The 12990-nt window shown below is 42.1% G+C and carries 14 protein-coding genes; 4 read left to right on the top strand and 10 right to left on the bottom strand.

From position 1 onward, the window contains the following. Positions 1-71 precede the first annotated feature (71 nt). The 3 genes from G7035_RS21645 to metH all read right to left on the bottom strand — a co-directional run bounded on the left by G7035_RS21645 (position 72) and on the right by metH (position 5826). Positions 72-803, bottom strand: a complete 732-nt coding sequence (locus G7035_RS21645; RefSeq protein WP_049789221.1) for an HAD-IIA family hydrolase — start codon at positions 801-803, stop codon at positions 72-74. Positions 804-1373: 570 nt separating this feature from the next. Further along, complete coding sequence (rnz, locus tag G7035_RS21640; RefSeq protein WP_019687425.1) at positions 1374-2306, bottom strand: ribonuclease Z; 933 nt, start codon at positions 2304-2306, stop codon at positions 1374-1376. A gap of 79 nt (positions 2307-2385) precedes the next feature. Beyond that, positions 2386-5826: a methionine synthase gene (gene metH / locus G7035_RS21635; protein WP_049789222.1), complete on the bottom strand. Its 3441-nt coding sequence runs from the start codon at positions 5824-5826 to the stop codon at positions 2386-2388. A gap of 281 nt (positions 5827-6107) precedes the next feature. Between metH and G7035_RS21630 the strand changes: the two genes are divergently transcribed. After that, entirely contained in the window at positions 6108-6650 is a 543-nt protein-coding gene (locus G7035_RS21630; RefSeq protein WP_019687427.1) for a 1,2-dihydroxy-3-keto-5-methylthiopentene dioxygenase, read from the top strand. A gap of 97 nt (positions 6651-6747) precedes the next feature. Here the strand turns inward: G7035_RS21630 and G7035_RS21625 are convergent, their stop codons facing one another. The 4 genes from G7035_RS21625 to G7035_RS21610 form a co-directional block, all read right to left on the bottom strand. After that, positions 6748-7542: an HAD family hydrolase gene (locus G7035_RS21625; RefSeq protein ID WP_182096066.1), complete on the bottom strand. Its 795-nt coding sequence runs from the start codon at positions 7540-7542 to the stop codon at positions 6748-6750. A gap of 156 nt (positions 7543-7698) precedes the next feature. Next, entirely contained in the window at positions 7699-8208 is a 510-nt protein-coding gene (locus G7035_RS21620) for a hypothetical protein (protein ID WP_013371492.1), read from the bottom strand. Between the two features lie 117 nt (positions 8209-8325). Next, entirely contained in the window at positions 8326-8532 is a 207-nt protein-coding gene (locus G7035_RS21615; protein WP_016821948.1) for a DUF896 domain-containing protein, read from the bottom strand. Positions 8533-8640: 108 nt separating this feature from the next. Continuing rightward, positions 8641-9009, bottom strand: coding sequence for a LysM peptidoglycan-binding domain-containing protein (locus G7035_RS21610; protein ID WP_017427698.1), 369 nt, complete (start codon positions 9007-9009; stop codon positions 8641-8643). A 189-nt stretch (positions 9010-9198) separates the two neighbouring features. Here G7035_RS21610 and lexA point away from each other — a divergent pair, with 189 nt between their 5' ends. The 3 genes from lexA to G7035_RS21595 all read left to right on the top strand — a co-directional run bounded on the left by lexA (position 9199) and on the right by G7035_RS21595 (position 10590). Beyond that, positions 9199-9825: a transcriptional repressor LexA gene (gene lexA / locus G7035_RS21605; RefSeq protein ID WP_013310545.1), complete on the top strand. Its 627-nt coding sequence runs from the start codon at positions 9199-9201 to the stop codon at positions 9823-9825. Positions 9826-10243: 418 nt separating this feature from the next. Next, the gene (locus G7035_RS21600; RefSeq protein WP_016821950.1) at positions 10244-10408 is read left to right on the top strand and encodes a hypothetical protein; all 165 of its coding nucleotides are present in this window, start codon (positions 10244-10246) and stop codon (positions 10406-10408) included. A gap of 41 nt (positions 10409-10449) precedes the next feature. Further along, positions 10450-10590: a hypothetical protein gene (locus tag G7035_RS21595; RefSeq protein ID WP_162835279.1), complete on the top strand. Its 141-nt coding sequence runs from the start codon at positions 10450-10452 to the stop codon at positions 10588-10590. Between the two features lie 186 nt (positions 10591-10776). On the opposite strand, the gene G7035_RS21590 is transcribed toward G7035_RS21595, so the two are convergent. The 3 genes from G7035_RS21590 to G7035_RS21580 form a co-directional block, all read right to left on the bottom strand. Next, positions 10777-11277 (bottom strand): DUF2798 domain-containing protein, encoded by a 501-nt coding sequence (locus G7035_RS21590; protein ID WP_019687429.1) that lies wholly within the window; start codon positions 11275-11277, stop codon positions 10777-10779. A 454-nt stretch (positions 11278-11731) separates the two neighbouring features. Further along, positions 11732-12214: a hypothetical protein gene (locus G7035_RS21585; protein ID WP_230877330.1), complete on the bottom strand. Its 483-nt coding sequence runs from the start codon at positions 12212-12214 to the stop codon at positions 11732-11734. Between the two features lie 214 nt (positions 12215-12428). After that, positions 12429-12902, bottom strand: coding sequence for a MarR family winged helix-turn-helix transcriptional regulator (locus tag G7035_RS21580; protein WP_019687431.1), 474 nt, complete (start codon positions 12900-12902; stop codon positions 12429-12431). Between the last annotated feature and the right edge of the window lie 88 nt (positions 12903-12990).

Below are 12990 nucleotides of genomic sequence, written 5' to 3'. Positions count from 1 at the left end.
TCAACATCTTTCCTTTCGTAGCTCATAGCTTTGAATTCTCATATATTTCTAAGTCATATCCTTTTATGATTTCAGCTCTTTTGCATCCATTCCTGCAGTTCGTCCAAACTTTCAAACATCAGGTCAGGTTTTACTCCAACGGCACGAATATGTTCATCCATATTAGCGCGAGTCGTCACACCCGTCAGAATCAGAGCTGTTTTACAACCTGCTGCTGCACCTGCCGCAATATCTGTAAGCATATTATCGCCCACAACCAGAGCTTCATCCGCTCTAATGCTCAAGCGATTTAGTGCATAATTCATTAGCACGCTTGAAGGCTTGCCGATGACGACCGGTTTGACCTGTGAAGCAGCTTCAATGGCAGCTCCAATGGTACCTGCACCTGGTGTAAGCCCGTCATGCGAAGGCAATTGTAGATCCGGATTTGTCAAAATAAATGTAGCTCCCTCACGAATCCAACGCATGGCAGCTGCCAGCGTTTCATATGTAAATTGACGATCTATCCCCTGTACCACATAATCAGGATGATTCTGAACAAGCTGCAAGCCAGCCCCTGTGAGTGCCTCGCGTAATCCCGTTTCACCAATACAATATACATGAGCTCCAGGGCTTTGCTGTGCAACATATTGTGCAGCTGCTAACGCTGAAGTATATACTTCATGACTAGCTGCTTCAATTCCCATACCAATCAAATGCTCGGCCACCGATTCGGGTGTGCGTGAAGCATTGTTGGTGACATATGCATAAGGTATATGCTCTGAACGCAATCGCGAAATGAACAGATCCGCACCCTTGATCATCCGATTTCCATGATAAAGTGTTCCATCCAGATCAATTAGTAACGATTTTATCGCAATCCCCTCCCCCGCTTCATTTCATACATCATAACATTGAAAATAATAATTCACCCCATGAATGGTATTCTCCTTTTTATTTAACCACCTGAATTACTTAGGGCATTAAATAATCGGTCATTTCCATTCCTCTCATCTATCTTAAGTCAAAAATGCTTATGAAGTCCATGTATTGCTGGTAAACCATCCAAAATAGCGTCATCCCTCGCTAAAAGCCGTCGCTTCCACATAGCATAAGATCATTTCTTCGTCGAATCTCATCGAAGATGCTACGTCTTCAAAGGAAATTCCCTGTATTTCCTTGGCGTACTCAAGCAACTAAATCCTTTAAATTCGATATATAGAAGCTCCAATATGACATGCCTCCATATGTGGTATAACAATTTCGTTCATCCCATACTAATGCCCGTCTCACCTCTTGTCGCATCCTGCGCTTTCCCGGAAAATAATTTCTAGGAAAAAGAAAAGCACCGGAGCAAGCCCCGGCACCTATGCACATATCTTCTCTCCAATCATTTATTGACCGATATCAGGTACCGGTAACAACACATGCTGCTCCGCAAGCAATGAATTGGGGAATAGGCTTCGCGCTTCCTCCAGCAAAGGCTGAAGCTGCTCTTGATCTTTATACCTAGAACTAAAATGCGTCATAATTAACTGCCCCGCGCCTGCGGCTTTGGCAGCTTCCGCTGCCTGAAGCGCCGTACTATGATGATAATCGTACGCCGTATCCGCCAGATCATGCAGAAATGTGGCTTCATGAACGACGACAGTTGCATCTCGTGCCAGCACTACTGTATTCGGACAAGGTCTCGTGTCACCTAAAATAGTGACGATCCGCCCTTTTTTAGGTGAACCCAATACATCCTGAGGATGCAGAATAACTCCACCCTCTACTTCCACACTTTCTCCACGCTTTAATTTACCGTACACTGGGCCAGGCTTGATCCCGTATCGCTCTAACAGTTCTTGGTTAAGCTTACCGGGCTTATCCATTTCTACAATTCGGTAGCCATAACTGTCGATCCGATGATCCAACAAAGCTGATTCCACCCGAAATTGACCGTCATCGAACAGAACCCCGCCCGTATGCTCCACAATATGTAGTGGGTAATTGATACGAGATTGGCTGATCCCTAAAGATAGCTCAATATATTGCTGAAGACCAGGCGGTCCATATACCGTCAGAGGTGCCGTACCTCCCTGATATGCCCTGCTCGACAAAAGGCCCGGCAGACCAAAAAGATGATCCCCATGCAAATGAGTGATAAATATTTTTTCAAGTCTGCTCAGCTTGAGCGGCGAACGCAATACCTCCTGTTGAGTACCTTCACCGCAGTCAAACAACCACATGCTTCTTCGTTCCTCCAGTAAACGAAGAGCAATGGACGTTACATTTCGCTGAATTGTAGGTACCCCTGCATTTGTACCGAGAAAATATAATTCCATGACATTTACCTTCTTCCTGCTGACCAGCAAAAAACCTCCGAAGCTCGGAGGGTTTTTGCTATCCCATCTGATAAAGGTGTTAAACCTTTTCGACGTTAAAATACTGCGCCTGAGGGTGGCTGAACACCATGGCTGATACTGAAGCCTCCGGTTCCATCATAAACCCTTCCGTTAGCTCAACGCCAATGTCCTCAGGTTTTAACAATTGGAACAACGGTCCCTGATCCTCCAGATCCGGACATGCCGGATAGCCAAAGGATACCCGTATACCTTGATATCTGGCGCCGTGCCGCTGTTTCATCGTCATATCGGCAGGGTCCGGGAAACCCCAGCTATCCCTGATAATATGGTGAAGCCGTTCTGCTAACCCTTCTGCCACTTCGAGCGCTACTGCTTGAAGTGCATGTGAGCGCAGATAATCTCCGTTGTCTTTCCATTGGGTAGATAGCTTTTGAATGCCATGACCAGCGGTAACAACCATAAAACCTACATAGTCCATAACCCCTGATTCCACTGATTTCAAAAAATCAGCCAGACATAGATAAGGCTCTACCTGCTGACGTGGAAACGTAAATGTGTGCAGTACCTTGCTTACATCCGATGGATCATAGATTAGAATTTGGTTTCCTTGGGACTGAGCTGGGAAGAACCGATACATAGCACTCGACTGAATAATTCCGTCTGTAACAGCTTCAAACATGATGCTGTCTACGGTTTCCTTCAACTGAATCGCTTTCGGGTCCCCCGAAGCTAGCAGTTGCTCAACATTGCCTTTTAAGCCAAGATGATGCCCCATTAGCATCTGCATATTCACATAAGGCAGAATATAATTCAGTGGGTAGTTACGCAGTACATGGCGATCCGTATCCGGCGGGATATAGACGGGCAAATCCTGAGCAATGTTAGAGCGTACAGCCCGAGTTAGCTTAGGGAGCGGCTTGGCCTCCACGACCGTTGCCGCTTCCGCCTCCTGCTCAGCCTTCATGTCCTCGGCCATTTTTTTACGGGACTCAGGGTCCATAAGCTTATTGGCAATATCCAGTCCATCCATAGCATCTTTCGCATACGCTACCAGCCCATCATACTCAGGACGAATACGATTTTTAGTAAACTTACGCGTTAAGGCAGCTCCACCAACCATTATTGGAATATCAATGTTCGCATTTTTCAAATCCTGCGCGGTTAGCACCATTTGTTGTGCCGATTTAACAAGCAGACCGGACAGGCCGATCATGTCAGCCTTTTCTTCACGATAAGCTTCAATGATGCGTTCTGGTGGTACTTTTATACCCAGATTTACAATATGGTAACCATTGTTGGATAGAATAATCTCCACCAAATTCTTACCTATATCATGCACATCACCTTTAACCGTAGCCAACAAAATCTTACCTTTTACTGAGGACTCATTCTTCTCCATGAACGGTTCTAAATAAGCCACGGATGCTTTCATTACTTCAGCGCTTTGCAGAACCTCCGCAACAATCAGTTCGTTGTTGTTAAACAAACGTCCTACTTCTTCCATCCCTTTCATTAGCGGTCCGTTAATAATCTCCAGAGAAGAATATTTAGCGAGCGCTTGCTCCAGATCCGGGATCAGTCCCTCCTTACTTCCCTCCACTACATAGGAAGCCAGCCGTTCTTCGAGCGAAAGGTTTGATATCTTCTCTTTTTTCTCCACTTTCTTGTTACGGAAAGCTGCTACAAATGCAGATAACGTATCGTCATTTGTTTTATAGATCAGGTCTTCCGCCAATTTCCGTTCATGCTCGGGGATCGATGCATAGCGTTCAAGCTTCTCCGTATTTACAATTGCATAATCCAGTCCCGCTTTGGTGCATTCGTACAAATAGACAGAATTGAGCACTTCACGACCCGCTTCCGGTAAGCCAAAGGATACGTTACTGATGCCCAATATGGTATGAACCCCGGGAAGCGCTTCTTTAATGATACGTATGCCCTCAATCGTTTCCTTAGCCGAACCGATATATTGCTCATCCCCTGTTCCTACTGGGAATACGAGCGTATCAAAAATTATATCCTCCGCTGCCAGACCGTAACGGTTCACCAACAGATCATAAGAACGCTTAGCTACCTCGAGCTTATCCTCACGCCCAATTGCCTGTCCACGTTCATCAATCGTTCCGACAACAACAGCAGCCCCGTATTTATGAATAATAGGAGCCATTTTCTCAAATTTCTCTTCACCATCCTCCAAATTAATGGAGTTAATAATTGCCTTACCTTGCGAATATTGAAGTGCTTTATCGATAACTTTAATATCCGTGGTATCAATCACCAATGGTACTTTCACCTTGTTTACAACCAGTTTCAAGAACGCTTCCATATCTATCATTTCATCACGGTCCGGATCTTGCACACAAATATCAATGACATGTGCTCCGCTTTTTACCTGAGCGCGGGCAATTTCAGACGCCTCTTCATATTTGCCTTCCACGATCAAACGCTTGAATTTCCGAGAACCCAGAACATTCGTTCGCTCACCAACCATATACGGACGATTATCCTGTTCAATATACACAGGCTCAATGCCTGATACGGCAGGAGGATGATGACCTACGAGCTGACGAGGCTCAAACTGCGCCATACTTTCACTCATTACTCTTATATGCTCTGGAGTAGTACCGCAACAGCCTCCCGCAATATTCAACCAGCCTTTTTCAGCGAAAGCAGCCATTTTACGAGCTAATGAATCCGGCGATTCATGGTATTGACCATTTTCATCGGGCAAGCCCGCATTTGGATAACAGCTAATAGCTGCAGAGGACATTTCAGACAAAGAACGAATATGATCACGCATAAACTCTGGACCTGTAGCACAATTCAGTCCAATCGAGATTGGATTTAAATGTTCGAGTGATATGCAGAAGGATTCGATGTTTTGTCCGGCCAACGTTGTTCCCATCGGCTCAATCGTGCCAGAAATCATTAATGGAAGCTCAATCCCTGTCTGCTCAAAAGCCTGACGAATTCCAATGCTACCTGCCTTAACGTTAAGCGTATCCTGTGAGGTCTCCAACAGAAGAACATCTACCCCACCTTCAATAAGCGCCAAAGCCTGCTCCTGATAGCTTTCAATCAGCTCTACAAATGTAACACCGCCTGTGACAGACAAGGTTTTTGTAGTTGGACCCATAGCTCCTACAACAAAACGAGGCTTGTCCGCAGTGCTGTACTTATCCACCGCGTTACGCGCCAGTTTGGCCGCCACCAGATTAATTTCACGGGCACGTTCTGGTATATCGTAATCCGCCAAAACGACGGATGTCGCTCCAAATGTATTCGTTTCAATCAGGTCTGCTCCGGCCTCCAAGTATGCTTCATGAATCCCTTGAATGACATCCGGTCTTGTTAAGACCAACATCTCGTTGCAGCCTTCTAACTCTTCCCCACCAAAATCAGCGGCAGAAAGGTCTTCCTGCTGAATCATAGTGCCCATAGCCCCATCAAGAAGGAGTATTCTTCGTTGTAACGCATCCTGCAAGCTAACTTTATCCAAAATTTCTTCACCCCCGCAAAACGTTAAATCCTAGTTTAGCAGAAACCGTATCATTTAGATAGATTGAAGTAAAAACATACGTTTTATGCAGGCTATTCTTCTTTACAAACGACTTAGCTGATCTATTTTTGTAGTATGCTTCGTTATAGACGAACGTCTTTAAACTGTATCGTATTGCTATAGTCGTTCCCATATAAATGCTTCAGCCTGTATTGTACAACTGGTTAAGACATGGTATTCTTTATACAACATTAATCCAAGTGGAAAAGAGGGATTTGTGCATGGCAGAAATTTTTATACGCAATACGAATGAGCGAATTAGCGGTGAAGAGCGAGTACGTGAATTTTTGGAGAGCTACCAGGTATTGTATGAACACTGGGATGCTTCCAAGCTGCCAGGGGAGCTGCAAGAAAACTTTACTTTGACAGATGATCAAAAAGCCGCTGTTCTTAAAACATTTGAACCTGAAATCAAAGATTTAGCCGCACGTCGCGGATATAAAATCTGGGACGTCATCACTTTATCTGAAGCAACGCCGAATTTGGAGGAGCTGCTGGCCAAGTTCGAGCAAATTCACACCCATACCGAGGATGAAATCCGCGCCATTGTTGCTGGTAAAGGGATTTTTATCATTAAAGGCTCTGAAGAGATCGGCTATTTTAATGTAGAGCTTTCACCAGGCGACGTTATTTCTGTTCCTGAAAATACACCGCACTTCTTCACTTTAATGGAAAATCAAAAGATCGTCGCAGTCCGCTTGTTCATCGAAGAAAATGGATGGATTGCTGAACCGTTCGAAGATCCAACATTCACTACAGCATAATTACGATGTATTGTGTCAATAAGAAAACTCCCTCTGCTCTGTAGCATATCGAGCGAAGGGAGTTTTCTTTATACTTGTTTAGAAGACTGTAGATTATTTACTTTAAAGATTGAATAATTCCATGCAACTCAGACAAATGCTTGATTTGGAACTTCGGCTTGATCTCTGTAATATTGGTTTTATCGTTCCGATTCAACCACACCGAATGTACACCAGCTGACAAAGCCCCTTGAATATCAGTCGTCAGCTTATCTCCTACCATTAAAGCTTGTCCAGGTTCAATTCCTAGAAGTCCCAAAGCATGCTGGAATATAGAAGGATCAGGCTTGCCCCGACCAAAAGAACCGGAAATGACAACATGATCAAAAAAAGGAGCCAATTGAGGAACTCCATCCAGCTTCTCCTGTTGTAGATCAGGGGAACCATTTGTCAGCAATAGCAGCTTGTATTGTCCCTTCAATTGGTCCAGAATTCCAAACGTTTCTTCATATACATGTGGACGTGCACGTCTTTCCGAAGCAAATTGGGCAGCTAACTTTTCCGCCAACTCCTCATTATCTATCCCCAGTTGCTGAAGCCCTCTGCGCCATGATTCCTTACGATAAACAGGAGCCAACTGTTCCAATTGACGGAATTCAGGTTGCTCACCTGCTGTAAAATTCGCCCACAGTCCTTCAAACGGATTAATGCCAATCATTTGAGTAAAACTAAAGGTTTCATAGGATTCATACAAAGCGCGCGCTTCCTTGCGTACGGCTTCTTCCAGCATTTTCGGATCAGCGCCTGTTTCTCGGGAGCCTGTTTGACATGCTGCATCAAATGCCTCTTCTACACTACGTTCATCCCACAGAAGGGTATCATCAAGATCAAACATTATCGCCTGAATCGTCATACGAATTATCCACTCTCTTTCCACTGTATATGTAAGCTTGTCTGTTTGGTCACGAATCAGATCATTATGTGTGCCCATATTAAGCAAGTGGCCGCACCATGTTAAATGAAAAATAACATCATACGGCCTTACTTACAGAGCTACAGGCTAAATCGGTTATTTCTTATCTACCTGTATCTGATTGGATAGTGCAAATTTTTCAAGGCGCTCTGCGATGGCATCTGTATCATAGCGTCCCAGTGATTTTGTGAAAATAAAATTACCGCCCTTCCCTTTTCTTTCAACGGTAACGTAACCCTTTTCAATTTTGATGGCTTTCATGTCCCCTGCCGTCATCGGCCGTTCTCTGCCACCTTTTAACATATAAAGGGTATCTTTTCCCACTTTTAAATAAGGGCGGCGAATGAAGAAGATAACAGCCAGCATCAAGTACAAGCCAAATACCAGCCAATCCATTCCCCGCATGCCGGTCTTAGTCAAAAAGTAACTCATAAGCATGTACAATACAGCAAGACCAGCCAGCATGATTGGCACAGTAATATTACGGCCACGGAAAATGTCCATTGCTGAACCTGCGCCGTTAATGGTTTGAATGCCTTGTTTCTTGCGCGTTTTATTTAAATGCGCTGTGTTTTTACGTACTTTTCTTTCAAATGATCGGGCCATCTCTCAATTCCCTTCCCAATAAATATTACATTAAAACAATTGCCTTAAAGCTGATCTATATAGATACCAAGAAAGATACCTAATAACAAAAGGCAAATGATGCAGGCTTTAGCAACATTAATGCTTCAGCCCGCCATTTCCCTTCGACGTATCATCGTCCACAAATTCAATGGTTTCAAGTTGCTGCCGAAAATTACGGCGAATGTTGCCTAAATAAATTTCCCGAAGGTTGGCGCGCTCCGTGGTTTCCTCTTCCGTCAATCCTTCGGCTTTTGCTTTGCGCGCTAATTCATTAATGCGCTGTACCAAACTGTCTATATCCAAATTGTGTCCCCTCCATAAAAGCAAAGATATAATACACTTTGACATGTAGAAAAGAGCTTGTCAAGGCTCCCTCATTGCGCTCCTTGACAAGCTCTTTAGTCTTATAGATCAGAAGGGTGGGAGCTTAAGTACCTGACCTGCCTGCACCCCCCGATCCTCCAAATCGTTAATACGTACAATTCCTTCAATATATACCCGTGTATCCATTCGTTCCGGTTTATGATTCACGGCAATCTTCCATAACGTATCTCCAGGTTGTACAGTCAGCTTAATCACTTCTTCATTGGAAACTGGAGGTGCTGCAAAAACCGTAAGTACACCTGCCCCTGCAACCCAAACGATAATTACTAGAATAAGAAGCTTGAGTAAAAGAGTATTGGTAAGAGCCTGTAACAAACGTACCTTACCCTCTTTTCGGGTCTCCTGTAAATTCTCTAAATTCATCGGAAAAATACTTTGATAAGTGCTATATTTCATAATTGGCCGCGTCCTCCAAACGTTTGTTCTTATGTTTTTCACAATATAACACGAACGTTTGTTTTGTTCAATAGAAAAGAGAACAAAAGTTCGTGAATATTTTTAGGGATTATTTAGAACTTATGTTTGTACGAACGGAGGTTCTATGCTATAATTTTCCCAAACGTTACTAAATGGGGTTGATACGGTATGTCTAAGATTTCGAGCCGCCAGCAGGCCATTCTTGAATTTATCCGCAATGAAGTGCGTCTAAAGGGATACCCCCCTTCTGTGCGCGAAATAGGCGAGGCAGTCGGATTGGCCTCCAGTTCTACGGTTCACGGTCATTTGGATCGTTTGGAGAAAAAAGGACTCATTCGCCGCGATCCTACGAAACCACGGGCTATTGAATTACTCGGTCAAGACGAATCGGATAACAGCAACTTGATTAATTACTCCATTAGTCGTGTTCCCGTCGTCGGCAAAGTAACCGCTGGTCTTCCTATTACGGCGACAGAAAATATTGAAGATTACTTTCCTCTTCCCCAACACTTTGTTGGTGAGGATAAAATATTCATGTTATCTGTTGTAGGCGAAAGCATGATTGAAGCTGGTATTGCTAACGGAGACTATGTAATCGTGCGTCAGCAGCAGACCGCTGATAACGGAGACATTGTAGTAGCTATGACAGATGAAGACGAGGCTACAGTTAAAACCTTTTACAAAGAAAAAGATCATATCCGGCTTCAACCTGAAAATCCAGCCTTTGAGCCACTTCGACTGACACACGTCAGCATATTGGGCAAGGTTGTTGGACTCTTCCGGGACTTCCACTGATTTATCGTGCTTTCTTCCCCGTTATACTACCACGAATATAAAACCGGCCGCCTAGGCGAGCCGGTTTTATATTTTTGTTATATTTTACTATGTATGTGTCTCCAACTATTCTTTCCTTTTCAGCAACCTATATTGTCTCTACTATTATATCCGCCCCATATCCGAGATAGTTCCACTCTGATCTTAAACTGTTTACTTTTATTAGCTAAACAAATGGAAATTTGACACATATGAACCTACGGTGGCCCTCTATAACGTAAAGTTGGGAAGGCGAACGCAGGCTAGCATGAGTTTTTTTTGTTAAACATTTAGGAACATAGGTACTAGCTTCTTTTTGTCTTTAGTAGATTTATGCTGATACATTACTAGCACAATTGACATATGTATATAGCAGACCTAAAGCAAAGGAGTTATGCAGATGATCAGAAATAGAGTTAAAACGTATAAGCATCGCATCGGGAAAAACAGATATCTGGTCGTTAAAGTCTTTCAAGCCGCAGCTGCTAAAACAGGAAGCGGAAATGCACTCGCAACTAACGCATTAAATATCAAAATTTCCAAGCGTAAGCATAAACATCATTAAGATTTAACCGTACCTTCATTTCTTTGAAGGGAGGTGATATTATGAGCAGAAGACACAGCAACCGTGAATTGAGAAGAAGAAGATTAAACATCCGTTCCAACCAAAGAGCCAATGCGCGTGCAAGAGGTAACGCACTGGCTGTTAATCTGTTTAGCGTGAATGATGGACAACGCAGACGTTAATAATTATTTTCAAGCAAAAAGCAGGAAGAATTCTTCCTGCTTTTTTTGTGTTAAATAATACACCAAACTACCAATCCCGCCAGTTATAGCTTCCTCAAACTTGTATCCGATTTTCATAACTTAAGCATTTCTAGCTGTAAAACCATTCATTAGCTTAACATTGCTGCAATGGATTTGCTCTATTATTTAATTTAATACTTTTTTATAAGGTCCCACTTGCCCGCTTTTCTTTATAAATTTTATAAACAAGGCTCGAACAACAGGACCCATAACCAATAATTGTAATGGATAGGCCACAACAAAGTTCTTTATAAAAATTTCTAAATATGCTTCAAATAATGAATGATCGCCATTACCCTGACTTAGAATTGAAGTTAATAAACCGTAGAAAGACATAGAACAGGCCATTCCGAACACCATACATGTTGAAATCGTGATAATTAAAAATATTTTTTTGGATTTATCAAAAGGTAGACTTAAAGCAACTTTTTTTGCTACAGGACCCACGATATATAAATCTAATATGAGCGCTATAATAAATCCAATTAGAAATTCAACAGCAATGGTAATCAAGCTAATTTTTCCAATCAATCCGTTAATCAAAAGATTATAGAAGGTCATAATAACGACCATTCCAAAACACATAATAATCCCAAAGTAAAAGCTTTCCTTTTTAGTTGTTGGCATTTAATTCAACCTTTCATTTTTGGATGTGATTATTTTAGCTGCAACCAAATTTTCATGTAAGTGAACTTTTTATGAACATATCGTAACAAACAAAGACAAGTAAGGAATATTCTTCACAACTAATGAACTATGTACATAATCATTACACATTTATAACATTAAATACGAATAATAAAAAATATCTCTATTACTTTGTATGGCTCCAATGGAGATTATGCTACCGCTACACTCGATGGAAGTTTTGAAGGCCCTACCCGTTGGCTTAGTGATGGCGTTTTTCCAGATTTCGAAACACTTTTCCCTTCTTAAGAACACTACTTTCAACAATTTTCTAAAAACTCTGTCAATAGTTGATGAAGTCTTATTTTATATTGAAAAATCCCCACTACCTTAGCTGGTCGGCGGGGATTTCGCTTATTTATAGTATTTACTTATACTACACATTAGGAATTTTCTAATATTTGATTATAGCTGATCCTGCTTTAACCCACTCTTTGGATTCTAGTTGAATCCATCCATATACAGGTGAGTCAGAGTTGATTTTTTGTTTTATCAGTGAAAGGTTTTCATAGTTGCTGGAACTGTAAAGCGACCCTGTCTTTGGCGCAACTTTTACTGTCAGAATATTTTTTATATTTGGTTCTTCATCAGTACTGGTCCAGACTAATCGATTGTAATAATTAGTGTTAAACGGGTTTTCTAAACCACTAATCGAAAATTTCACTCTTTTCCCGACAATAGATACATCTGTATATGCTGTGTCATCTTTAAAAATTACTAATTGAGATGAAACTAATTCCAGATTTAAAGAGTTTGTATAGGTGTCATGGGTGACGCTTGCTACATCTGCCGAGGCTGATAGCGGGGACAAAACTGAAAATAAGAGAGCAATTGTGGAGAAACATAAAGTAGTTTTCCTTCCTAATTTCATACTCATTATTTTCATCCTTTCCTTCCTATTTATCTTCATCCATAAACATACGGCTTATTGATTGTCAAAGTAAGGGGAGCTTTGTCTGACATAAAAAATACACATTCGGGTAGATTTCATTATCCACTTCTACTCTATATCCAAACTGCTTATGAAAAAATAAAAGCCGATATCTTAAAGTGACGATATTGTTTGCAAGTGTTTATATGCGGGTCACTTCTTAAGGTTGTGTTCCGTGGCGATGGAGTCCATTAAATTGCCTAAGCATTTGGTTAAAATTATGAAGCTCAGCATCTTCCCAGTCCGAAATTCGTTCATAGAAAACGGACTCTTTCTCCTTAAGCGCATCAATTAATTTTTGCTGTCCATACTCAGTAAGAGATAATACAATTCCTCGTCCATCACTTCGGGAGGCCTCTCTGTTCAAATACCCCAAAGACTCAAGCTGTTTGACAAGACGACTCACTGAACTTCGATCCATCGCAGTTGATTCCGCTAAAGTGGCGGCATTAGTTGGGCCATAAGAATACAGCCAACGAACAATATGGAAGGCGGCAGGTTGTAAGGAGGAGTCAAATTTCGCAGCAGCTCTGACATTCAGGGCGTGTGAAGCGCTGATAAGTGCGTTAAGCTGCTCGCCCAACTCAATCTCCAATTTCTCCCTTGGTTCATTTTTTACTTCATTATATTTCATCTTCAATCACCTTTCTCTCGTTCAAAAAACCACAAGTCAAATTTGATTGACATATATCAACCAAATTATTATAGTGGACATATGTCAA

Origin of the sequence: Paenibacillus polymyxa, assembly GCF_015710975.1 — a bacterium.
Classification (GTDB): domain Bacteria; phylum Bacillota; class Bacilli; order Paenibacillales; family Paenibacillaceae; genus Paenibacillus; species Paenibacillus polymyxa.
This window is presented reverse-complemented; position numbering and strand designations above follow the sequence as displayed.